The following is a 22,900-nucleotide window of genomic DNA, read 5'->3' on the forward strand; positions in this document are numbered from 1 at the left end:
AACATACAAAATGAAAAATTAAAAAAGAGTTTTTTACCTCAATTTTTAATTTTTCATTTAAGAAGGAAACAGGGAATAGGGAACAGTTTTTTCCTTTTGCCTGTGCCTGTTCCCTGCGATTTGAGTTTTGGCTGGGGTTTAAATCCCTTTCCATTGCACTATGTTGCCTATAGCCCTTCCCTGTTCCCCTCTCAGTTTGTTTCTTTAGTTACGGGTTTGTGGACGCAGTTGTTGAAGCGATCGCACTGCCTCTTGCGCTTGGCTAGCAGATTTAGTATTTCCCTGTTGTTGAAACAGTTCTGCTGCCTTTTGGAAATCCTTAATTGCGGCTTGATTATTTTTCAAATTGTAATAGCTCACACCGCGATTAAAGAATGCCTCAGCAAAATCCGCTCTCAGCTGGATAGCCTGAGTATAATCTTCGACTGCGGCTTGATCGTTCTTCATTCTATTGTGAGCAATGCCGCGATTGTAAAAGACTTTGGCATCTTTAGGGTCAAGGCGTGCCGCTTCATTGTAATCAGCGACGGCTTTTTCATGTTGACCTAAATCATCGTAAGCGTTGCCGCGATTAGTCAAAGCCCTAGCATGATTTGGATCTATTTTCAAGGCTGCGGTGCTATCTTCGATCGCCTTTTGGTAATCTTTTAAAAAGTAGTAGGCAATTCCGCGCTTGACATAAGCATCGGCATAATCAGGTTTTAACTTAATAGCCTGAGTATAATCTGCGATCGCTTCTTGGTAATTACGTTGTTCTGCCTTAATTGAACCCTGGCGATAGTATTCCTCCGCAGACAATTGGGTTTCCCCAGGTTTGGGAGTAGTCTGGGTATTACCCGGAGTGGGAGTTGCTGCTGGAGTCTCACCCGGAGTTGGATCGCTGGGAGTCGAACCTGCGGGAACTTCTGGTGTCGCGGGAACCACTTGAGTTCCTCCAGGTGTAGGATTAACAGAAGGCTTTTGAGTATTAACAGCAGGTTTTTCGGACTCTTCCTGGGTTGGCTTGGATTCTGTCTGACCGGGTTTGGACTGTGCATTAACATCTAAAACAGAGACGCTACCCAGTAAAGTGAGAATACTTAAAATTGTGATTGATTGGTGAATGATTTTCATGTGTGTAACCAATCTGCTTGGTAGTCAGTATAAGCTTAGACTTCAAAGAAATTAACATTGTTGCACAATAGGATATCAGGGTTTAGCACTTTATTTGAGTAGTGTTTGCCAAAAAGTTTTGCTCTATATCAGCTGCTTTGCTAATGAAATCTTCTTTACAGTCTAAATTACTTGCTTGGTTCCCCAAGCTAAATCCACAAGTTTGGATTCTAGCTATGGGTAGATTTTTATCTGAAGTTGGCGCTGGCTTCACGCTTTTTTATGCGCCTATTTTTTTTGCTAAAGGTGTTGGCTTATCGGCTACTGAGGTAGGTTTGGGTTTAGGTAGTGCTTCTATTTCTGGAGTGTTTGGTCGAATAATTGGTGGTTCATTTAGTGATTCTCAATTTTGGGGTCGTCGTCGTACTTTATTACTTTCGGCGGCAATTTCGACAATAGCTTCTTTTGCATTAGCGGCAACAAATAACTTTTTTACCTTTCTGTTAGCTAATTTATTAGCAGGATTTGGGATAGGTTTATATTGGCCTGCTACAGAAGCAGCAGTAGCCGATTTAACAGAAGGTCAAGTGCGCCAAGAAGCTTACGCTGTAGTGAGGTTAGCTGATAACCTTGGTTTAGGTTTGGGAATTATTTTAGGAGGCATTTTAATTAGTGCGACTGGTAATTATCGAACGCTGTTTATTATTGATGGAATTTCTTTTATAGTTTTTTTCGCTGTAGTTTATTTAGTAATAGCAGAAACTTACAAAGGAAATGACAAAGCTTGGGCAACCACAAGCAGAAATAGGGGTTTTTTGCCTAATTCATGGCAAACTGCTTTAAACGATCGCTTACTTTTAGTTTTCGTTGTCGTCAATATCATTTTTACGACTTACATTTCTCAGCTACACAGCACCATTGGTTTGTATTTTAGTGGTAAGTTTTCTTCCCCATCAATTAGTTTACTTTTCAGTTGGCACATGGTTTTAGCTATTTTAACCATGATTCCTGTATCTCGGATTCTCAAACGCTTTAATCATCCCGAAGCTTTAATGATTTCCGCTTTATTTTGGGGGATAGGTTTTGGTTTTGTTTGGTTTATTGGTGGTATACCAGAATTACAGTTAATTTGGGCAATATTGGCGATGGCAATTTTAGCGATCGCTACGGTTTCTTATACTCCTTCAGCATCAGCTTTTGTGGCTGATATTGCCCCTGCTTCTTTACGGGGTGTTTACCTTTCTATTAATTCTCTTTGTTGGGCAGTTGGTTATGCGATCGGCCCTCCTTTAGGTGGTTGGGCAATGGATCAAAACGTTTTATTTACTAATAATTTTTGGTTGGTTTTGTCTTTTAGTGTCATTGGTTTAATTGCTATTTTGCGGTATTTAAATTATATATTCAGGCGTTATATAATTTTGGGAAACCGCAGAGACGCAGAGGACACAGAGAGAAGATAAGGAGAATTTTTTAACCACAAATGAACACAGATGAAATAGAGCATTTAATTGTGGGAAGAAGAGATAATTTGTTGATAAGCTTGGATTGTTTGTTCGGCTATTGCTTGCCAACTATAATTTTTGATTGTTAACTCTTTTGCTTTTAATCCTCTTCGTTTAATTTCTGCTGGATCTTGAAGTGCTAAACGCAATGTTTCTGTCAGAGATGCGACACTTCGATCGCATACCCAGCCAGCTTCCGCAGTCAGAATATCTTCCCAAATATAAACTCCGCGAGTAATACAAACTGGAGTTCCAGCTGCCATTGCTTCGGCTACAGCAATACCGAAGTTTTCATAATAAGATGGCAATACGAATAAGTCGGCATTTTTTAGTAATGAGACTTTGCGCCCGCCTCTCACAAAACCTGTTATCGTTGCTTTGTCTGGTAATGTGGCTGAGATGTGCGATCGAATTTTTTCCTCATACTCTGGATCTTGTGGATTCGATCCCGCTAACACAAAATGAAAATCTACCCCTGAGTTTGCCAGATTTTGCAAAGCCGGAATTAATAAATCTAAACCTTTTTTCGGATCGACTCTGGACATGAATAAGATTACCGGAGATGGCAGATTAGCAAATTCTGTTTCTTCCTTCTCCAGCGTTGGCAAACTCACACCCAAAGGAATCACTAAATCTTTAGTTTTTACCCCAAATCTTTCCGAAACTTTTGCTTCTTCTAAACTAGTAAAATGAATCGCAGAAGCACCAGCTATATTAGGTTTTTCTAACAAAGCTGCATAAATTTTTTTGAGTAACCTTTTCTTGCGTAAATCAGCAGGATCGAGAGTTCCTAGAGGACGCAAAATATAAGGTAACTTTTGGATTCTGGCAACTGTTGCTGCTACTGAAGTCACAGGCGAAAATAAAGCATGAATATGCGCTAAATCATATTTTTTGGCATTCTTATTTAACCATTGCAGCAAATCCAAAGAAAATTTGTATCTGCGAAACGGAGAACAAGGAAAGTAACGAATCTGATAACCATCTTGTTCTACTGGACAATTTAAAGGAACATCTAAAGGCGGTTGTCCCGCATCTCCATTACTATTTGTAGTCAGAATTGTGACTTCAATTCCTGCTTTGGCTAAAGCAGCAGAAAGACCCAAAACCATCTGGCTAGGGCCACCATAAACTAGAGAAATCGAGGGAATTATTTGGAGAATTCGCATTTCAATTCTTATCAGTTATTTGCTTATAAAAATCCAATAATTGCTTAGCTAAAGCTTTATTAGTGTACTGATTCATGGCTTTTTGATAACCCAATTTCGCCAATTTATCTTTTAATTCTGGGTTTTCCATGAGTTGCATCAAACATTTTTGTAACTCTGCTACATTGCCTTCAGGAAATACTAAACCAGCCTCACCAATTACATTAGGAATTTCTCCAGAATTAGAACCAATTACTGGAACTTTGCAAGCCATTGCTTCAATTAAAACATGACCAAACTGTTCTTTCCAACCAGCAGCAGTCAAAGTTTTAAATTGATAAGTTGTTTGAGAAGGTAATACCAAAGTGTGCATTAAATTGATGTATTGGTAAACGCGATCGTGCGGCACACTTTCCACCAAAATCAATTTTTCTTTTATCCCTTTTTCCGCTGCCATTGCCAACAAAGTTGACTGCAAAGGGCCACGTCCTAACAATAACAATTTCCAAGGTTTATCTGATAAACCTGCTAAAGCTTCCACCAGGGTAAGTAAGCCTTTTTCTTCAACAAATCTGCCTACAAAACCAACGACAAAATCATTCTCTTGAATCCCCAATTGCTTAGCCAATTCGGGTTGAGTTTGTGGCTTAAATAAACTTTCGTCAACACCTAATTGCGGCATAATTACCATCGGGCCTTTGTAACCTCTTTCTTTTAATACTTCTACTCCATCTTTATTACCAACCACAATTCCATCAGTATTATTAAGATTGTATGATTCCAACAATGAAATAGGAAATTTCAATGTATAAGGTAGATTCCACCAAGTAAAAAATACATTTTTTGCCTTTAAACCCAGTAGCTTATTCAAAGTAATAAATTCCGCATAAGCCAAAGCTTTAGAACCTTGTTCAACCTGAATAATATCTGGTTTAAATTGACGTAACAAAGAAATCAAATCTGCACCAAAAGTTAATAAACCTTGGTTATTTTTGCTAAAGTTAGAAACTGGCATTACCCGGAAAGATCCTTCTTGTAAAGGTTGAGTTTCAATTGTTTTATTTTGCACTCCTCCAGGTTGCCAAATTCGGGGAGGAACCACTGTAACTTCAATTCCTGATTCTAACCGAGATAATTCTCTTAATTTCTCGCGATTCAGGTCAACAATATAAGTATGGCTAGCAACTAGAATTCTCATTTTTTTGGATAATTATTATGATTAGTTCGTTGTGGCGACTTTAGTCGTTCTTTCCTCAATAAAAAAACTTAAACCCTGACAATTTACTCTTTAACTAAATCTTGTTTAGTGTAAATTTGCCCGTTATTCCAATTAGACTGAATTACTGTACCTAAAGCTTTGAAAAATCCCAAACTGTAAAATCCGGCACGACTAATAATTTTTAATGGTGAACCGCTTTTGTGACAAGGTGGACGACCCAGTACGTGACAATCAAATAAACGATAAAATAATCTCAATTGTTGGTCAATGGTGAGATTTTTCATGCCCATCAAGAAATGATTGTGATAGAAAGTTATTTGATATTTTAGCGATCGCGTACTGATATCATGGCACCCACCAGTTTCTTCTCCCAAATGCACTAAAAAAGCCTCTGGGTCATACCAAATTTTATAACCCGTTTTTCGCAATCTTAAACAAAAATCTGACTCTTCTCGCACCGCACTACCGCGAAATCTTTCATCAAAATACAACCCATGTTTAGTAAAAATTTCCCGACGAAAAGACATATTACAGCCCCTCGCTGTAATTACTTGTTGCGGTTTTGTCGTATGCACTAAATCAATATAATACCAAGCAATTCCGGGGTCCATTGCTTGTGGTGGCAAATATTCAATTGTGTAATTATCTCCGGGTTTTTCCCTTTGGGAATCTGCCAATTTCATGCGATCAAAAACCCTTCCTGCTACTGCCCCTATTTCCGGGTTTTTCATATAGTTATGGGCATGGTTTTTTAAACAATCAACTGGCATTTCCACATCATCATCAATAAAGTAAATAATATCTCCTGTTGCCCGCCGCACTGCGTAATTTCTCGCCCCAGGTAAACTTGCCCAATCTAGACGATACCAGAGAATTTTACCAGCTTTGGCTAATTCTTCTAAATAAGCTTGAGTTTCTGATTGATGGGTTTTAGTTTGATCGACTACAATTACTTCAAAATTCGGGTAATCTTGTTTCAATACATCTGCGATCGTTGCCCGTAAAGCTTCTTCTCGTTCATAAGTAGGTATGACTACTGAAATAGCGGGTAAATTCATAATTTTAGTTTCCTGTTTAAAAAAGTTGTCTAATTTTAGTTAAACTTGTTGACTCAGAAATTAACCAAAAATTTTGCTTAAGAAATTACTATTTACTTTCGTTTCTTCTTTTTACCTTTATTGCCAGTAGGTTCTTCTGCCAATTGTTTGGCGCGTTCTTCGCGATCGATCTCCGGCAACCTGAGAATTACACCAATTAAAAACCAGTAATAAACTGCCACCGGGTCTGTATCTAAAGGATACCAGTAAGTGTTGTAACTAATTACCAAAACATAAACCCAAAAACTAGCGGCAAAACTGCGTAAATTAGGCTCCTTAACCGAGCGATAAGTTTTAAAAGTTACCCAAGTAATCACGGTAACTAATAGTAAAAATCCTCCCACTGCTAAAGGCCCCATTTCAAAGAGCAACTTAGGATAATAAGTTTCAATCAAAGCATCTGCACCATAAGCACGCGCCGAGTTAGTTGCTCTACCTATTCCCGCACCAAAAATGCCACTTTGTCCCTTAGAAGTAAACCCTGCTTGATCGGCGATAAAATCAGTGGGAGGAGCAGCATTCCAGCGATCGACAAAACTAGTCACCCGTTCTTGAATTACCTCTGGAAACATCGCTGTACCAATAGCTGCTACTACACCAATTCCTATAGCAATAGGAATAAAACGTTTCAGGTTAGCTATTTGTCCAGTTAGGATTAATAGGATCACAATTACTACCGGAACTAGCGCCAAGGCAATTCTTTGACCAGAAATGAAAGCATTAACAATCACTAATGCCATGCCAACTAAACCCCCAATTCGCCAAATCAGAGAAGGGTCACTAAAAGCAGAAGCATAAGTGAGAAAAGCATTAGAAATTATGAACCAAGCCCAGTGCCAAGGCGAAACAAAAGTACCGGGTAAGCGGATCATACCTACGTCTGGACTGAAAACTAAGGAACCACCAATCAAACATCTAGCTTTTAGGGTAGCCTTAAATAAGTCTGCTCCCTCCAGTCCCCTAGTTCCTTCACATTTACCACTGCTGAGAAACAGGTATTGAACTACACCTAAACCTAAGCAAATAATGGCTAGAACTAAATGAGAACGAGCAAAAAATAATAACTCTTTTTTGTTGCGAATTAAATAATAACCACAAGTAATTAAAGGAACGTATCCCAAAAGTACCTTCAACCCCAACAAACCCATGATTAAGGGTTGACCATTTTTACAAACCATTTTAATTCCGCGTGGTATACGGTCACAGGGAGGAGCGAATTGCATCCCACCATTAACTACCAAAAGCGTGAGTAAGGCTAAAATCAGCAGTATAAAGAAAGGAATTCTGATCTGTTTCGGAATCAGAAATGGTTGGCTTTTGCGTTTAAATTCTTGATAAATTGTGATGGCTGCTGGAATAAAAAAGGCATCTTTAGCTAGTTGGAAAAGGGCGTTACCGCCTGCAACTCCATAAACTACAGTGCCACTAATTGGCATATAGAAAAGGAAAGTCCAAAGTGCTTGGCGGGGGTATTTAAAAGACAAAACCAAAGCGCAAATACCTATAATAACCCCAATAGTGGCTTTTGGCCCGCCAATGGGAAAAAGTAATAACCCCAAGAACAGGGAACCAAAAAAGGTAGAACTAGCCAAGCTAATAAATTCTTGTTTGGCTTTGGCTGCTTGGCGGTTAAGTGCTAGCTGCTCCTTTAAACTAAGTTGGGGAGTTTCGGGGGTAGTAGTCTTTTGTTTAGATTTTCGTTTAGATTTGGGCTTGGGCATAATGGCAGTGAAATAGACTGCTTTTGACTTAAGAGTGCGTTCGCGTAGCGTGGCGTAAGCCGTATCGCGCAGCGTGGCGTAAGCCGTATCGCACTCCAAAACGATCGCAAAATAGTTAAACTCTTCCTATAAGCTGAGAATGCACCTGCGGACACTGTTATAGCATTCCGAACAGTCATGCGGGCAACAGTCCCTAACTAAGACTGCCCAAATCACAATCAAGAATCACCAATTGATAATCTAATAAATAACCGAGAATTATTAAGTTTATGTTTGATGCGCTTGCCGATCGTTTAGAGAGTGCCTGGAAAAAGTTACGGGGACAAGACCGCATTTCCGAAAGCAACATTCAAGAAGCTTTGCAGGAAGTGCGCCGCGCCTTGCTGGAAGCAGATGTCAACCTGCAAGTAGTGAAAGATTTTGTGGCTGAGGTGAAAACCAAAGCCCAAGGCGCAGAAGTAATTACTGGGGTACGCCCTGACCAACAGTTTATCAAAATCGTCTATGACGAACTGGTATCTGTGATGGGGGAAAGCAATGTTCCCTTGGCAGAGGCGAAGACAAAACCCACTATTGTCTTAATGGCGGGGTTACAGGGAACGGGTAAAACTACGGCTACGGCTAAGTTAGCTTTACATTTAAAGAAAGAGAATCGTTCTACCCTGCTAGTAGCTACTGACGTATATCGTCCTGCGGCGATCGATCAGTTGGTAACATTAGGTCAACAAATTGAAATACCCGTTTTTGAATTGGGGAAAGATGCTGACCCAGTAGAAATTGCCCGTCAAGGTGTGGAAAAGGCGAAAGCGGAAGGTTTTGATACGGTAATTATCGATACTGCCGGACGCTTGCAAATTGACCAAGACATGATGGCAGAGTTAGCCCGGATTAAACAAACGGTAAAACCGGATGAAACTCTGCTAGTTGTGGATGCGATGACGGGACAAGAAGCGGCGACGCTGACTCGGACTTTCCACGAACAAATTGGGGTGACGGGCGCGATACTCACCAAGATGGATGGCGACACTAGAGGTGGGGCAGCACTTTCGGTAAGGCAAGTTTCTGGTCAACCGATTAAGTTTATCGGTGTGGGCGAGAAAGTGGATGCTTTACAACCTTTTTACCCTGACCGGATGGCTTCCCGGATTTTAGGGATGGGTGATGTGCTGACCTTGGTGGAAAAGGCGCAGGAAGCGATCGATTTTACCGATGCTGAGAAGATGCAGGAAAAAATCCTCTCGGCTAAGTTTGACTTTACCGACTTCCTCAAGCAAATGCGGTTGATGAAAAATATGGGATCTTTCGGCGGCTTGTTAAAAATGCTCCCCGGAATGCCCAAAATTTCCGATCAGCAGTTGCGGGAAGCTGAGGTGAAACTCAAACAAACTGAGGCGATGATTAATTCCATGACTCCCCAAGAACGCCGGGAACCAGAATTATTAGCTTCTTCTCCCGGTCGGCGCAAACGCATTGCTCAAGGTTCAGGTTATCGAGAAACTGAAGTTTCTAAACTGGTAGCTGATTTCCAAAAAATGCGGACTCTCATGCAGCAGATGGGACAAGGCGGAATGCCCGGAATGGGAATGCCCGGAATGGGAATGCCCGGAATGGGCGGCGGGATGAGTCCTTTCGGAAATCGGCAACCGCCTCCGGGCTGGCGTGGTCATGGTAGCGCAGGTGGCGGTGGCAAGAAGAAGCCGAAAAAAGACAAAAAGAAAAAAGGTTTTGGTCAATTATAGATGGGGACTAGGGATTGGAGGACAAGGAGACAAGGAGAATTTTTATCTTCTGCCTTCTGCCTTCTGCCTTTCTTCCCTTCATTAAGATTTACCCAATTCTCCGGCATAGAGAAGTACAATAGTAGATTAGTCAGAATTGTGCAAATTAGTTTTCCAAAATGATCAAATTGCGATTAAAGCGATACGGTAAGAAGCGGGAAGCCAGCTATCGGATAGTGGCGGCGCTAAGTACATCTCGTCGAGAAGGTCGTCCGATCGAAGAATTAGGGTTTTATAATCCTCGTACTGACGAAACTAAACTAAATGTAGAAGCGATCGTCAAACGACTCAAAGAAGGCGCTCAACCCACCGATACCGTTCGCAGCATCCTCCAAAAAGCTAATGTCTTCGAGCAGCTACGTACCCCAGTTACCGAGTAATGGTTCTGTCCAACCTTTGTCAGCCACAAGTCCACCAGATTATCCTGGACTTGTGAAATTCCTCCTTCAGCCGTTTTTGGAGTCGCCTAATTCTCTGAAGGTAGACTGCGAAATTTCATCGACTAAACCTAAAGTATGGATTCGATTGGCTTTTGAAGGTGAAGATAAAGGGCGGGTTTTTGGTCGTGGTGGACGTAATATTCAGGCAATCCGAACGGTAATTACCGCAGCAGCGAAATTAGCCGGACAATCGGTTTACCTGGATATCTACGGCGGTACCCCAGCAGAACATGATAGTAGCCCACCACTACCCAGAGATATGGGGCGAAGACCTTCTCCCCGTCCCCCTAGTCCGTCTAGAAATTCTAATAGACTCCGACCACGCTAGTGCAAGAAGGCAGAAGGGTTTGCTCAGCTTTTCACTTTTTTCAAGTGATTTAGTTATTTCTGCCATGCTTCGCTAGGGTTAGTATGTAATATTGAGGCAATCTTAGAACTCAAGCAATACAATTGCCTTAACTAGTAAATTGGAAAGCCTTAAGGAGGTGAAAGTTAAAAAGTGGCAGAAGTCCGTTTGGGAGAAAATGAGTCTATTGACTCGGCGTTGAGACGGTTCAAAAAAAAGATTCAAAAAGCGGGAATTTTGTCGGAAGTTAAACGCCGTGAACGGTACGAGAAGCCCAGCCTCCGTCGCAAGCGGAAAGCTGAAGCTTCACGCAAGCGCAGATATTAATGATATTTGCCGGAAATAAAACCATAAATTTTTGATTTCTGGAAAAGCAAAAATGACGCTCAACCACACAATTAGTTATCTCAGATTTAACATCTGTGGTGGCTGGCTTTTCGGGTGCAGCGTCTTTTTGCTTTGTTGGGGATTAAGTATTGTATAAAGACAAGGTAATTTTAAACTACTGCAAAATTTTTCAACAATGCCGGAGTCAGCGACGATTCAGCTACCTACAATAGAAAGTGCGATCGCACTAAGCGGAATAAGAGAAGAAAATTTGAAGACTTTAGCGCAACAAACTGGTGCGACAGTGGTGTTGCGCGGACAAGATTTACTGATTTCAGGAACGGCGAATCAAGTTGAGCTTTGTGGTAGGTTAGTGCGATCGCTCGAAGACTTCTGGAAACATGGTAAAACTATTACTAACGTCGATATCCTCACCGCCCGTCACGCTTTAGATACTCAACGTACCGAAGAGTTACAAGACTTACAGCGAGATGTCCTCGCCCGGACTCGTCGCGGTGAAGAAATACGCGCCAAAACCTTTCGCCAACGTCAATATATCCAATCCGTTCGCACCCACGACCTGACCATTTGCATTGGCCCTGCTGGTACTGGTAAAACTTTCTTAGCAGCTGTTTTAGCAGTTCAAGCACTTTTAGCCAATCAATATGAACGGTTAATCCTAACTCGTCCCGCAGTAGAAGCAGGAGAAAAGTTAGGCTTTTTACCAGGAGATTTACAGCAAAAAGTTAACCCTTACCTACGCCCTTTGTACGACGCTTTGCATGAATTAATTGACCCAGAAAAAATCACCAATTTAATGGAAAGAGGCGTGATTGAAGTCGCTCCTTTAGCTTATATGCGGGGACGTACTCTTAACAACTCTTTCGTCATTGTTGATGAAGCGCAAAATACCACACCAGCACAAATGAAAATGGTGTTGACACGCTTAGGTTTTCGCTCAAAAATGGTGGTGACTGGCGATATTACCCAAACAGATTTACCACCTAATCAAACCTCTGGTTTAGCATTAGCTCAAAAAATTCTGCAAAATGTAGAAGGAATGGCTTTTTGTCACCTCTCCCAAGCAGATGTCGTGCGCCATCCTTTAGTACAAAGAATCGTAACTGCTTACGAAAAGTACGAAAACAGTTAAACATCAGGTTCGTTGTAAACACTTCAGTGTCTCTTAATTTCAGCAAAGAATGACATCAGGTTCGTTGTAAACACTTCAGTGTTTCTTAATTTCAGCAAAAAACGACTAAAGTCGTCACAACAAACCTAATGTTTATTCTCACCAACTACCCACTACCAACTACCAAAATCATTATGTCTGCTAATTTAAAAGAGTTTCTGGAAGCTTGTGAAAATTTAGGTACACTGCGTTTAATTGTAACTAGTAGTGCCGGAGTTTTGGAAGTCCGTAGTCCGATTAAAAAGCTTTTTTATGCGGAACTTCCTAAAGGTAAGTATGCGAATATGCACGCTGATGATTTTGAATTTCACTTGAATATGGATAAAATTACTCAGGTGAAATTTGAAACTGGGGAGTCGAAACGGGGTAATTTTACTACTTATGCAATTCGCTTTCTAGATGAACAGCAAGAACCTGCTTTTAGTGCTTTTTTGCAGTGGGGAAAACCGGGAGAATATGAACCTGGGCAAGTGGAAGCTTGGCAAGGTTTAAAAGAGAAGTATGGGGAGGTTTGGGAACCTGTTCCTGTGGAGGCGATTTAATTTGTTTGAAACCGCAGAGACGCAGAGGACACAGAGAGGATTTGTGAGAGGTTTTTGGGTTTTTTGTTTGGTTTTAGTGTGTTGTTTTTGGTGTACTGGGGTGAGGGCGGGTACACTAAATGATAGGTTGTCGCAATTTCCTAATTGGGATACTAAACCTGTGATTTCGGCAGTGAAAGCAACTGAAGATTTGGTTTATCCCGATTGGATTAAGGGTACTTGGAATGTTAGCAGTACTTTGGTGGAAATGGTAGCACCTTTGGCTCCTGATTTTGTGACTCCAGGTTTTGAGGGGAATCGACAGTTTTTAAATAAACCAATCAATTTTTTGGTGCGTTTTGGAGAAGTTAATCAACAGCAACCACAAGTAAAAGGGTATCCTTTTTCCCTACTCAAAACTCAAAACGTGCTACGCACCGCTACGCTAACAAAACTCAAAACTAAGAGTGTGGTTGCCGATCGCTCTTTTAATGGTTTAAATATAGCTAGGGCTACTTTGGGCGATCGATCTATTCTTTCTGTAAATGTCGATCGGGATAACCCAAATCGTCAAGTTACTTATTTGCCAGGAGAACGACAACTGATTTCTCTGGTGACAAATCGCGCCACTGAACAGCCTAATTCTAATCAGTTTATTGCTACGGAAATCTCTCAACAAATATTTCGCAGCACTGCTCAAGTTTATTTAAATGAAGTAGAAACTACTACTGTTTATCAACGGCAAAAAGTATCAAATGTGCCGATTACAGCAGAACAAATCACTGCTATTTATTTGTCTCCCCAGGACCCTAGTTATTTTATCGCTACTGAAAAGCCTGTTGCTCTTTATCACTACCATTTAAATTTTTACCAACAAAAAGATGAGAATTAATTGTATTTAAAGTTTAGGAGTTGCGATTGTGAAAGGTGTTTTTAATCAAATTTTTACTTTTTTAGAATTGACTCTGTTTTTGCCTCAATTACTCTTATTCTACCTCAGTACACAAAAGGAAATTATTATTGTTGATGTGCAAAAATGGGTGAGTGTATTTGAGTGGAAAGAACCATCTAATTTAATCAACTTACTAACTTTGAATTCTCGAAATAAAGAGTTTCGCAATCTTTATTACTATCGAATAAGTAAAGGAAACCTTTCAGCTAGACTTTTAATGAAAATAATTAAAATATTTTATCCAGAATGTCCTTCGCTGTTTATCGATCCCTCTTGTAATATTGGGGGAGGTTTATTCATTCAACATGGGTTTAGCACAATTATTATGGCAGATATAGGAGAAGATTGTTGGATAAATCAACAAGTTTCTATTGGATATAAAGATAAAACAGGTCGTCCACAAATAGGTAATAATGTTAGAATAACGGCGGGAGCAAAAGTTTTGGGAAATATCAATTTGGGCAATAATGTCACCGTAGGAGCAAATGCAGTTGTTACTAAAAATGTTCCAGATAATTGTGTAGTTGTCGGTGTTCCTGCTTATATTATCAAAAGAGATGGTTTGAAAGTAAAAGAAGAATTAGTTTAAATGCAACAACCACAGGTAATTTTTTTAGATGCTGTTGGCACTCTATTTGGAATCAAAGGTAGTGTGGGAGAAGTCTACGGAAAAATCGCTCAAAAGTTTGGTGTAGAAGTTTCGCTAGAAGAGTTAGATCGAGCTTTCTACAACAGCTTTAAAAAAAGCGAGAAAATGGCTTTTCCGGGAGTTCCGGTAGAAGAAATCCCTTTGCGCGAGTTTGAATGGTGGGAAGCAGTAGCGATTAACACTTTTCAAGAAGCAGGAGTTTGGGAAAAATTTACTGATTTTGCTAATTTCTTTGGGGAACTTTATGATTATTTTGCCACTGCTGAACCTTGGTTTATTTATGCTGATGTAATTCCCGCTTTAGAACATTGGCAAAATTTGGGAATCACTTTAGGCGTACTATCTAATTTTGATTCCCGTATTTACTCGGTTTTAGATGCTTTAGAGTTGATGCAGTATTTCTCCTCTGTCACCATTTCTACAGAAGTGGGTGCAGCAAAACCAGAAGCGGAAATTTTTTCTGCTGGTTTAGCAAAACATGATTGTTCTGCTGATGCAGCTTGGCATATTGGTGATAGTTTTACAGAAGATTATAAAGGTGCAAAAGCTGCTGGTTTAAGGGCGATCTGGCTAAATCGCAGTTAGAGGTGTAAAGTAGATCATTGAAAATTTCAAATCTCTTGATTGATGGCATACAAATTACTGTTTGTTTGTTTAGGTAATATCTGTCGTTCTCCTTCGGCAGAAAACATTATGAAACACTTGGTTAACCAAGCTGGTTTAAGCAAAGAAATTATTTGTGATTCGGCGGGAACTTCTAGTTATCATGTTGGTAGTCCTCCAGATCGGCGGATGAGTGTCGCAGCTAAACTGAAAGGAATTCAATTAGTAGGTGAAGCACGTCAGTTTCAGCGATCGGACTTTGAGAAGTTCGATTTAATTTTGGCAATGGATAAAGAGAATTATCGAGATATTTTGGCGATCGATCGCTCTCGCCAATATCAAGATAAAGTCAAACTGATGTGTGATTTTTGTACTAGGCATAACCTCAAAGAAGTACCCGATCCTTATTATGGTGGCCCAGAAGGATTTAATCAGGTAATTGATCTTTTATTAGATGCCTGTGAAGGTTTGCTTAACTATGTTATCAGTCAGCAACAATCCGTTAATTAAAGTTAACCAACCTTGAAATTGATTAATCGATTAAACGCTGTTCAATAGCAATCCGTACTAGCTCCGCTCGGTTGCTAGTTTCGGTTTTTCTGAGCAAGTTACTGACGTACTTTTCAATTGTTCTAGCACTCAAATGTAGTCGATCGCCAATTTCTATATTTGATAACCCGCGAGTAATTAATTCTAGGACTTCTTTCTCTCTTTTACTCAAATTGCTAATAGTAACAGCTGTTTGGGCAGTTGTGTTAGCATTTCCTGATAATGTGGGTGTTTGCATCCGTAAATGCCACTCCGTTTGCATAATTTGCGCTCGCTCCAACAAATTGCGAATTATTGCTCCTAATTCGTGAATTTCAAAAGGTTTGGGTAAATAGGAATCGCACCCCAACTTATAGCCACGAATTCGTTCTTCAGTAGAATTTCTTTCCGTTAAAAATACCACTGGCAACAACCTAAATTCGGGACTTTGACGAACTTGACGCACTAATTCATAGCCGTCCATTCGCGGCATCATGATGTCTGTAACCAGTAAGTGAGGATGATACTTTTCAACTAACTCCAGCGCCAATTGACCATCCTCAGCCGCTATTACTGAGTAGCCACACATTTCTAAATATTCACTTACAAAAAGACGCATCGGCAGATCGTCATCTGCAACTACGATTATCAAGGACATGAGGGTACAGGTGGCTAGGAGACTTAACCCATACAATAGGCTAAGTCTATATTAAAAGTTACGGCTATCATCAATTTTTTACTAGGATAACGTTTCTGCCTTGCGGAAAATGCTTAGGCACAACTTAAATGAGATAGCTTTTCTAACTACTGCAAGAAGGTAGAAGGGAAGAGAGAAAGGCAGAAAGTAGAAGGAGGAAAGTTTTGAGTTTGTACGGGCGGGTGAGAGTCCAGAGATTTTGTGTGAGATACAGAGATTGTCTGCTAAACCCACCAACACAGAATTTTGAGTTTTGAGTTAAGGAGTTTTCTTGCCCCTCTGCTCCCCTGCTCCCCTGCACTACTAATATATTTTAGTTAAATATGTTGCTGACTACTGAATATATGAGCAAAAACCAAGTTAAACGGAAACTTCAACAAGGCGAAGTCGTCATCGGGCCATTTATTAATTGTGCCTATCCTGCGTTCATCGAAATTTGTGGACACGCAGGGTTTGATTTCGCGATTATTGATATGGAACATGGGCCTCTACACACTCTGGGAGCCGAAGATCTCTGTCGGGCGGCTGATTGTGTGGGGCTTAGTGCGATCGTCCGAGTTCGCAAAAATGATGCTCCACAAATTCAACGCGCCCTCGATATCGGCAGCGCAGGTGTCCAAGTGCCACAAATTGAAACTAAAACCGATGCCGAAGCAGTTGTATGTAGTGCTAAATATTACCCCTTGGGTAGTCGTGGTCTTTCTTTGAATACCCGTGCTGGAATGTATACTGCCGCAGGTACAGAAATTATAAGTAAATTGAACGCAGAATCTTTAGTAGTGGTTCATGTTGAAGGCAAAAAGGGTGTAGAAAACCTAGAAGAGATTGTCAGCGTCCCTCACATTGATGTCATCTTTCTTGGCCCTTATGATTTGTCCCAGTCTTTGGGAATTCCCGGACAGGTAGGCGATGCCCGTGTAGTCGAATTGATGAAACAGTGTGTCACGAAGATTCGCCAGAGTCAAAAAGCTGTTGGCACATTTGCCGATAACCCAGAGATCGCTAAGTTATGGATTGATGCTGGGGTGCAGTACATTGCTTTGGGTGTGGATGTGGCGATCTTTCTTCGCGCTTGTCAGGCTCTAGTCAAAGCAGTAAAAAGTTAGTTAGATTAAGTATGATTGCTTAGTAAAATTTTTCATATCATAAGTTGTGATTTTTTGTTGTCCATTTGACAACATTTTTTTGAGCAGCTTTTATAATGGACAATATGACCCCAAAGAATATAAGGGGATCAATCATATCAAGGAAAATTACTATGCAAACTTTATTAGGCTCAACGGAATTGCAATATGCAATGATGTTTACATTGCAAAGAGTAGACCGCATCCGTTTAGAAGATTTGAAACCATTCTTTAACGACCTGCCTGTAGATCCTTACATCAAAGGTAAATATCGCCAAAGAAGATTGTCGCGGTTTAAAGTCTCTTCTGATGAAGTAGTCAAGCTACCTCATGGTCATTTATTTCAAAGTAAAAATTACAACCGTTTATTAGGTGATGTTAAGCGAGAATTCGCTGAATTAGATGATGGGTTAATCGAATTAGTTGAATTTAAAAAACTGCTATTTGCCTTCAGCGATTTTTGCAAATTAAACTCAGTAGCCTTAGAAGTAGGAGTGCATCAAATTCGCACTACTTGTTCACCAGAAAATTTCGGCAACCCAGCACCAGAAGGCATTCATAGAGATGGCACTGACTTAATTGGAATTTTTGCAGTAGATAGGCACAATGTTGAGGGCGGCGAAACCCATTTATATAAAACTCCCAAACAAGACCCGGTTTTCAAACAAGTTTTAAACGCAGGGGAATTACTGCTAGTAAACGATCGCGAATTCTTCCACTACACCACCCCCATCAAACCCTTAACTGAAGGTGTTGGGACAAGAGACGTATTTGTGTTAACTTGCCCCAGTTTGATTGAGGATTAAGGGGACTAGGGACTGGGTAAGTTTTGATACTAAATCCGGGTGAAAAACCCTTTTTATTAATGAACCACTCCAGGACGCAGAGAACGCAGAGGAAAGATGGAGAAGATAGAGGGGTAACTAACCCGGATTTGGTATGAGTTTGTAGGGGCGGGTTTAGCAGAAAATTCTGTGAACACAGCAGAAGAGTTGACAACAAAACCCGCCCTGGAGAGAGTTTTGAGTTACAGAGTTTTCTTGTCCTCTTGTTCTCTTGTCGCCTTGTCCCCTTGTCCCTCTGCCCTACTCCTCCTGTGCTTCCTCTTGAGTATTCGTGTTCCGCACGGGAGTTTCGCGGTTGAATTTTAGGTGAATGGAACGAGTTTGTTCGCCGTCGGGTGCGAAGGCTTCGATCGGAAAATCAAGCATCCCATCTTGGAAAGACAGCTGAAAGCGGAATGTGCCGTCTGAGTTTGCTTTAATAGGACGACCTCCGATCGTAATTACAGCATCGGGTTCTGTAGCACCGTAAACTACGAGTTCTGCATCTGCCATTAACCAAAATTGGCGGGAACGTTCTGCTAAAGCTTCCGAGGAAAAACCGACTCCTGATGCCCATTGACCGATACCAGAGGGGAAAATATAAGAAGCTTCTGTTTGTGCTGCTAAATTTGGGCTTGGTATCACACCAAAAAAGGAGTCATGAAAACTGTTAGCTGGTGTGGTAGTTGCTTGTTGAGTCGGAGAACCTAAATCTAAAAATTGCTTGTTTTCTAGTTCTTCTTCCCAAGGAATAGTGATGAATTGGTCATTTGACCAACTGGAGGGGTAGAGGGGAGGGATGTGGATAGAGTTTGACCTAGCTAACATTAGCCAGCGACCATCATTAGTAAGGTAGCCGATTTCTACGATGTAGTCGCGATCGCTCACCGGAACAGGCAAATACCATTCCCGCCCCATTTCATCGCACTCAAATTCCTGTACACTGTGAGGATTTTGGTAATCCATATCTACATCAGTGACATCATAAAATCGCAAAGCTAATTGAGAACCTCCCTGTTGCCGCAATTCTTCTTTATGTCGTCTAGGAATATCCCAATAAGTGTAAGCCCACTGAGGATCGCGAGGCATCAGAACTATGCGACTTTCGTCGTACCCAGAAGGTAAGTCGGGAAGTCCTTCATCTACTGCTGCTAATACTTCTGGGGTTAATTCTTCTAATCCCAGATCAAATTTTGCGGCTTCTATTTCGGACTGAGTGCGGTCACTCTCATCAATAATTGATGGCACATCAGTTACTTCGTTAACGACAGCACTTAAAGCACCTAAAGAGCCTAAAATACCTAAATCAATTTCTGTGGCTGGCAAAACATCAGAGGCCATTTTTAATGGTGCCGATCTAGCTGCAATTAACCAATTGTCATCATTAGTCAAATAACCAATTTCTGCTACATAATCTCGATCGACCAGTGGTATAGGTAGTAATGTTTGGTTAACTTGTTCGTCTACTGGAAATTGTTGGAAAATTTGTGGGTTTTCCTGACTCAAATCTATGTCAGTCACATCATAAAGTCTGAGTGCTAATTGTCTGCCACCTTGTTGCCGCAATGTTTGTTTATGGTTATAAGAAACTTGCCAACTTGCAAGGGCTTGACGTTCGCGTAGCGTGCCGTCAGGCGTAGCATTTTCTGCTGTCAGGGTGATAGTACTTTCCCAGTCTATCGACGTATTATCTAATGTTGGCTGAACTTCACTAATTTCGGTTTCTGGTGAAAGAGAAGAAACTTCGCTAATTTCTGGGCTAATTTCGGTTTTTGGTGCAAGAGAAGAAACTTCGCTAATTTCCGGGGTAATTTCGGTTTCTGGTGAAAGGGAAGAAACTTCGCTAATTTCTGGGCTAATTTCGGTTGCTGGTACAACGGAAGAAACTTCGTTTATTTCTGGGGTAATTTCGGTTTCTGGTGAAAGAGAAGAAACTTCGCTAATTTCTGGGGTGATTTCGGTTTCTGGTGAAAGGGAGGAAACTATATGTATTGGTGCCGATCTTGCCAAAAATAACCAGCGATTGTCATCTGTTAAATAGCCAATTTCTGCGGCATAGTTGCGATCACCAACAGTTATTTCGAGTAATTTTTGATTATCTTGCTCATCTACGATAAATTGTTGAAAAAATTGCGGTTCTTGCTGGTTTAGAGCAATTTGCGTTACATCATAAAGCCGCAATACTAAATGTCTTCCGCCTTGTTGTTGTAATGCTTGTTTATGTTCATTGGAGATTTGCCAGTTAGCAATAATAAGGTTGGCGGTTTTTGGTGCTAGGGAAATGCTGCTATTAACGGGAGTTGAACCTAGTGCGGCGATGACTCCGGGGGCTAGGTCAATTTCTGTGGTTGGGGGAGTATCGCTACTAATTGTGATTGGTGCGGATCTGGCTAATAATAACCATTGTTCGTCTTCTGTTAAATAACCGATTTCTGCGGCATAATTGCGATCGCTAACTAATATCGGCACTAACATCTGATTAATTTGCTCATCCACATTAAATTGTTGGAAAAATCTCCAATTTTCTGTGGCAGGTTGAGCAGGTATTTCTGTCACATCATAAAGCCGCAAAGCTAGCTGTCTACCGCCTTGTTGTTGCAGGGTTTGTTTATGTTCTTCTGATATTTGCCAAGCTGCAATAGCTTGTTGACTGTTAAATGGTGTCAAGCTAATGCTGCTATTACTGGTAGGTGTTGAGGTAACAACAGGAGTGGGAAGAGTAGTGGCAATGACCGCATCTGGTAGTATGGATGGAACTATGCGTACTGGAGCCGATCTAGCTAACAATAACCAGCGATTATCATCAGTTAAGTAGCCAATTTCTGCCACATAATCGCGGTTTGTTTCCCGTATGGCTACTAACATTTGGGTAGCTTGTTCATCTACGGCAAATTGAGGAAAATTCGCTGGAATTTGCTCATCTATAGGAGTTTCTGTGACATCATAAAGCCGCAATACTAATTGTTTTCCACCTTGTTGCTGCAATGCTTGTTTGTGTCTATTCGATATTTGCCAAGCAGCAAGGGCGAGTTGACTGCTTTGTGGTGTAAGAGTGATGCTGCTTCCCCAGTCTGCGGGTGTGGTGGGAGTTAATGGTGCTGGGGTTGGAGGGATAACTTCGGTAACAGGTGGGACAGAAGCTGGTATGTAAATGGGATTAGATTTAGCTATGGGCAACCAGCGATCGTGCAGAGTGCCGTTAGGGGTATTGTCTTCTGTTAAGTAACCAATTTCTGCGCTATAGTCGCGATCGGCAACCAATATCGGCAATAATTTCTCGTTAGCTTCTTCATCTACATGAAACTGTTGGAAAATCTGCCAACCTTCGCTTTGAATTTGATTAATGTCTGTAATGTCATAAAGCCTAATAGCCAGCTGTCTTCCGCCTTGTTCTCTTACTGCTTGCTTGTGAGCTTCTGAGACTTGCCAAGTTGCAAGAACTTGTTGACCATTGTCTGCGGTTAGGGTGATGCTGCTATTCCAGTTTGTTGATGCGATGGCTCCTGCTAAAGCTGCTCCACCGACAACAGCTGCACCTGCTAACCAATTGGGTGTTGCTGTTGCTGGAGTAACTGCTTCGCTTCGCGTATCTGTTGTGGGTGATGATTCTTCTCCCCAAAGTGGTTCTTCAGTGTTGGCTGTTTCTTGTAGCTGAGTGGGGGGAATGGCAATAGTTCCCGTAGTACTGGTAGCAGGGGGAACTATTGTTTGCGTGGTTGCTTCAGTAGTAGAACCGCCTGCTGGAGGTAGTGGTGTTTGGCTATCTACTGCGGCGGTTGAGGTGCGGCGATTTTTCAGTAACCACCAAATCGGGATACCTAACAATGCTAATAGAGGTATCAACCACCACAGCCAACCAAGTCCGCCACGATTTGTTTGTTCTGTTTCGGCAATGGGGGCGGGAGTTGGGTTTGGGGTTGTAGCTGCGGGTGCGGTTGGTTGGGGTGGTTTTGGCGCAACTGCTTTTGGCGGAGTGGTAGCAACCGGAACACCAGCAGCAGCTTTGACTACTTGTTTACCTGCGGGTGTACTAGCAAAACCCAAGAATGCCAAAGCAGCAGGACTGGGGTTTTTGCGTCTATATACGTAATAGATTGGTTGTGAAAAAGGATACTTGGGATCGTTGGGTAGAACTTTGTGCATTGAGACGATCCGCACATTTGGGCGACTGGTTACTTGGTTAGAAATAGCGTAACCAATGCCATTAGTTCCCAATTGATTGATGACTGCATTGGTACTATCTTGTGATAGTCTGACAGCGTTGGAGCCTGAGCGAAAGGGACGATTGCTGAAAACTGGGTACTTTCGTAAAGCTTGGCGAGTATCGCTATTTCTGGGTCGGTCAATCAAGCGAATTCTGGCACGTTTTCCGCCAAAGTCTGACCAATTTTTAATTTCGCCGCGAAAGATTCTGGCAAACTGAGCGTCTGTGATACTTCCTTGAAAACTATTTTTTGGCCCTACTATTACTGCAATTTTAGTTCTAGGTAGAGCGACGGCAACTAAACCTTTTGATTTTTCTTTATCAGTTAAGGGACGACCAATAGCAGCTATATCTATATTTCCTTTGACCAATGAGTTTAAAGCAGCTGTTGTTCCCCGATAGCCAACATTTACTTTTGTACCTGGGTATTCTTTTTCAAAACTTTCTTTAAGAGCTTGGTTAAATGTGGCTGTACTACTAGAACCATCAATTCTTACCAGAGTGCCAGATTTTACTGACTTTGGTAAGGGAATAGTGGTGGGAGTAGTGGAAGATTGGGCTAAAATAAGCTGGTGTTTTTGAGATGCAGTTGCTGGTTTAGGAACTACAGCCAGGGCTAGCAGTAAAGCTAAAGTGGCGATTGAAGAGTCTTTTTTGTGTAACATCTATAAAAATGGCTCAGTAGCGCGAATTGAAGTTAAATTTTCCTAAAATATGATTAATTATATAGCTCTCCTTTAGGATTCAGCTATGCTAATTTTTATTGATATTAGGGAAGAACAAAGTGTTGCTAAAAGTTAAGAGGATTAATTTTAAATTTAAAAGTTTTGCCTGTTTTTTTACAGATTAGTTTTAGATTAATTTAATATTTTCATGCCGAGCAAGAAATAAAAGGCAGGGGGGCAGAAGGCAGAAGGCAGAAGGGCAGGGGGGCAG

General features: G+C 41.1%; 20 protein-coding genes. 13 read left to right on the plus strand and 7 right to left on the minus strand.

Annotated elements, in window-relative coordinates:
- Positions 1-204: 204 nt before the first annotated feature.
- Positions 205-1,113 carry a tetratricopeptide repeat protein gene (locus IQ264_RS16340; protein ID WP_193981856.1) on the minus strand — a complete coding sequence of 303 codons (909 nt, stop codon included), beginning with the start codon at positions 1,111-1,113 and terminating at the stop codon, positions 205-207.
- Between the two features lie 143 nt (positions 1,114-1,256).
- Here IQ264_RS16340 and IQ264_RS16345 point away from each other — a divergent pair, with 143 nt between their 5' ends.
- On the plus strand, positions 1,257-2,552 hold the full coding sequence (locus tag IQ264_RS16345; RefSeq protein ID WP_193981857.1) for an MFS transporter: 1,296 nt from the start codon (positions 1,257-1,259) through the stop codon (positions 2,550-2,552).
- A 44-nt stretch (positions 2,553-2,596) separates the two neighbouring features.
- Here the strand turns inward: IQ264_RS16345 and hpsP are convergent, their stop codons facing one another.
- The 4 genes from hpsP to hpsL form a co-directional block, all read right to left on the minus strand.
- A complete protein-coding gene (gene hpsP / locus IQ264_RS16350; RefSeq protein ID WP_193981858.1) occupies positions 2,597-3,763 on the minus strand; it encodes a hormogonium polysaccharide biosynthesis glycosyltransferase HpsP in 1,167 nt (388 codons plus the stop codon).
- 1 nt (position 3,764) lies between these two features.
- The gene (gene hpsO / locus IQ264_RS16355) at positions 3,765-4,940 is read right to left on the minus strand and encodes a hormogonium polysaccharide biosynthesis glycosyltransferase HpsO (RefSeq protein WP_193981859.1); all 1,176 of its coding nucleotides are present in this window, start codon (positions 4,938-4,940) and stop codon (positions 3,765-3,767) included.
- Positions 4,941-5,023: 83 nt separating this feature from the next.
- A complete protein-coding gene (hpsN, locus tag IQ264_RS16360) occupies positions 5,024-6,019 on the minus strand; it encodes a hormogonium polysaccharide biosynthesis glycosyltransferase HpsN (RefSeq protein WP_193981860.1) in 996 nt (331 codons plus the stop codon).
- A gap of 92 nt (positions 6,020-6,111) precedes the next feature.
- A complete protein-coding gene (gene hpsL, locus IQ264_RS16365; protein ID WP_193981875.1) occupies positions 6,112-7,779 on the minus strand; it encodes a hormogonium polysaccharide biosynthesis protein HpsL in 1,668 nt (555 codons plus the stop codon).
- A gap of 269 nt (positions 7,780-8,048) precedes the next feature.
- On the opposite strand from hpsL, the gene ffh reads away from it, so the two are divergent.
- From ffh to IQ264_RS16415, 10 genes are all read left to right on the plus strand, one after another.
- The gene (gene ffh, locus IQ264_RS16370; RefSeq protein WP_193981861.1) at positions 8,049-9,518 is read left to right on the plus strand and encodes a signal recognition particle protein; all 1,470 of its coding nucleotides are present in this window, start codon (positions 8,049-8,051) and stop codon (positions 9,516-9,518) included.
- 158 nt (positions 9,519-9,676) lie between these two features.
- Entirely contained in the window at positions 9,677-9,937 is a 261-nt protein-coding gene (rpsP, locus tag IQ264_RS16375) for a 30S ribosomal protein S16 (RefSeq protein WP_193981862.1), read from the plus strand.
- Positions 9,900-10,325: a KH domain-containing protein gene (locus tag IQ264_RS16380; protein WP_193981863.1), complete on the plus strand. Its 426-nt coding sequence runs from the start codon at positions 9,900-9,902 to the stop codon at positions 10,323-10,325. Before rpsP ends, IQ264_RS16380 begins: the two co-directional genes overlap by 38 nt.
- Before the next feature lie 171 nt (positions 10,326-10,496).
- Positions 10,497-10,670 (plus strand): 30S ribosomal protein S21, encoded by a 174-nt coding sequence (rpsU, locus tag IQ264_RS16385; protein ID WP_073595038.1) that lies wholly within the window; start codon positions 10,497-10,499, stop codon positions 10,668-10,670.
- A 196-nt stretch (positions 10,671-10,866) separates the two neighbouring features.
- Entirely contained in the window at positions 10,867-11,823 is a 957-nt protein-coding gene (locus IQ264_RS16390; RefSeq protein WP_193981864.1) for a PhoH family protein, read from the plus strand.
- Positions 11,824-11,996: 173 nt separating this feature from the next.
- Positions 11,997-12,404 carry a ChuX/HutX family heme-like substrate-binding protein gene (locus tag IQ264_RS16395; protein ID WP_193981865.1) on the plus strand — a complete coding sequence of 136 codons (408 nt, stop codon included), beginning with the start codon at positions 11,997-11,999 and terminating at the stop codon, positions 12,402-12,404.
- 43 nt (positions 12,405-12,447) lie between these two features.
- Positions 12,448-13,275, plus strand: coding sequence for a DUF6816 family protein (locus IQ264_RS16400; RefSeq protein ID WP_193981866.1), 828 nt, complete (start codon positions 12,448-12,450; stop codon positions 13,273-13,275).
- A gap of 28 nt (positions 13,276-13,303) precedes the next feature.
- The gene (locus IQ264_RS16405; RefSeq protein WP_193981867.1) at positions 13,304-13,924 is read left to right on the plus strand and encodes a serine O-acetyltransferase; all 621 of its coding nucleotides are present in this window, start codon (positions 13,304-13,306) and stop codon (positions 13,922-13,924) included.
- The gene (locus tag IQ264_RS16410; protein WP_193981868.1) at positions 13,925-14,569 is read left to right on the plus strand and encodes an HAD-IA family hydrolase; all 645 of its coding nucleotides are present in this window, start codon (positions 13,925-13,927) and stop codon (positions 14,567-14,569) included.
- 42 nt (positions 14,570-14,611) lie between these two features.
- On the plus strand, positions 14,612-15,097 hold the full coding sequence (locus IQ264_RS16415) for a low molecular weight protein-tyrosine-phosphatase (RefSeq protein ID WP_193981869.1): 486 nt from the start codon (positions 14,612-14,614) through the stop codon (positions 15,095-15,097).
- A gap of 22 nt (positions 15,098-15,119) precedes the next feature.
- On the opposite strand, the gene IQ264_RS16420 is transcribed toward IQ264_RS16415, so the two are convergent.
- Positions 15,120-15,773 carry a response regulator transcription factor gene (locus IQ264_RS16420; RefSeq protein WP_193981870.1) on the minus strand — a complete coding sequence of 218 codons (654 nt, stop codon included), beginning with the start codon at positions 15,771-15,773 and terminating at the stop codon, positions 15,120-15,122.
- Between the two features lie 383 nt (positions 15,774-16,156).
- On the opposite strand from IQ264_RS16420, the gene IQ264_RS16425 reads away from it, so the two are divergent.
- Together IQ264_RS16425 and IQ264_RS16430 are read left to right on the plus strand one after the other, a co-directional pair.
- Positions 16,157-16,918 (plus strand): HpcH/HpaI aldolase family protein, encoded by a 762-nt coding sequence (locus IQ264_RS16425; RefSeq protein ID WP_193981876.1) that lies wholly within the window; start codon positions 16,157-16,159, stop codon positions 16,916-16,918.
- Positions 16,919-17,070: 152 nt separating this feature from the next.
- Positions 17,071-17,742 carry a 2OG-Fe dioxygenase family protein gene (locus IQ264_RS16430; protein ID WP_193981871.1) on the plus strand — a complete coding sequence of 224 codons (672 nt, stop codon included), beginning with the start codon at positions 17,071-17,073 and terminating at the stop codon, positions 17,740-17,742.
- 279 nt (positions 17,743-18,021) lie between these two features.
- Here the strand turns inward: IQ264_RS16430 and IQ264_RS16435 are convergent, their stop codons facing one another.
- Positions 18,022-22,629, minus strand: coding sequence for a DUF4912 domain-containing protein (locus IQ264_RS16435; RefSeq protein WP_193981872.1), 4,608 nt, complete (start codon positions 22,627-22,629; stop codon positions 18,022-18,024).
- Positions 22,630-22,900: the final 271 nt, after the last annotated feature.

This window comes from [Phormidium] sp. LEGE 05292, from assembly GCF_015207735.1.
Lineage (GTDB): Bacteria > Cyanobacteriota > Cyanobacteriia > Cyanobacteriales > Aerosakkonemataceae > Floridanema.

Excerpts from the sequence above, each read along its gene's own strand:
- IQ264_RS16340 (WP_193981856.1), bottom strand. The coding sequence starts at position 1,113 with ATGAAAATCATTCACCAATCAATCACAATTTTAAGTATTCTCACTTTA.
- IQ264_RS16345 (WP_193981857.1), top strand. The coding sequence starts at position 1,257 with ATGAAATCTTCTTTACAGTCTAAATTACTTGCTTGGTTCCCCAAGCTA.
- hpsP (WP_193981858.1), bottom strand. The coding sequence starts at position 3,763 with ATGCGAATTCTCCAAATAATTCCCTCGATTTCTCTAGTTTATGGTGGC.
- hpsO (WP_193981859.1), bottom strand. The coding sequence starts at position 4,940 with ATGAGAATTCTAGTTGCTAGCCATACTTATATTGTTGACCTGAATCGC.
- hpsN (WP_193981860.1), bottom strand. The coding sequence starts at position 6,019 with ATGAATTTACCCGCTATTTCAGTAGTCATACCTACTTATGAACGAGAA.
- hpsL (WP_193981875.1), bottom strand. The coding sequence starts at position 7,779 with ATGCCCAAGCCCAAATCTAAACGAAAATCTAAACAAAAGACTACTACC.
- ffh (WP_193981861.1), top strand. The coding sequence starts at position 8,049 with ATGTTTGATGCGCTTGCCGATCGTTTAGAGAGTGCCTGGAAAAAGTTA.
- rpsP (WP_193981862.1), top strand. The coding sequence starts at position 9,677 with ATGATCAAATTGCGATTAAAGCGATACGGTAAGAAGCGGGAAGCCAGC.
- IQ264_RS16380 (WP_193981863.1), top strand. The coding sequence starts at position 9,900 with ATGTCTTCGAGCAGCTACGTACCCCAGTTACCGAGTAATGGTTCTGTC.
- IQ264_RS16390 (WP_193981864.1), top strand. The coding sequence starts at position 10,867 with ATGCCGGAGTCAGCGACGATTCAGCTACCTACAATAGAAAGTGCGATC.
- IQ264_RS16395 (WP_193981865.1), top strand. The coding sequence starts at position 11,997 with ATGTCTGCTAATTTAAAAGAGTTTCTGGAAGCTTGTGAAAATTTAGGT.
- IQ264_RS16410 (WP_193981868.1), top strand. The coding sequence starts at position 13,925 with ATGCAACAACCACAGGTAATTTTTTTAGATGCTGTTGGCACTCTATTT.
- IQ264_RS16415 (WP_193981869.1), top strand. The coding sequence starts at position 14,612 with ATGGCATACAAATTACTGTTTGTTTGTTTAGGTAATATCTGTCGTTCT.
- IQ264_RS16420 (WP_193981870.1), bottom strand. The coding sequence starts at position 15,773 with ATGTCCTTGATAATCGTAGTTGCAGATGACGATCTGCCGATGCGTCTT.
- IQ264_RS16425 (WP_193981876.1), top strand. The coding sequence starts at position 16,157 with ATGAGCAAAAACCAAGTTAAACGGAAACTTCAACAAGGCGAAGTCGTC.
- IQ264_RS16430 (WP_193981871.1), top strand. The coding sequence starts at position 17,071 with ATGCAAACTTTATTAGGCTCAACGGAATTGCAATATGCAATGATGTTT.
- IQ264_RS16435 (WP_193981872.1), bottom strand. The coding sequence starts at position 22,629 with ATGTTACACAAAAAAGACTCTTCAATCGCCACTTTAGCTTTACTGCTA.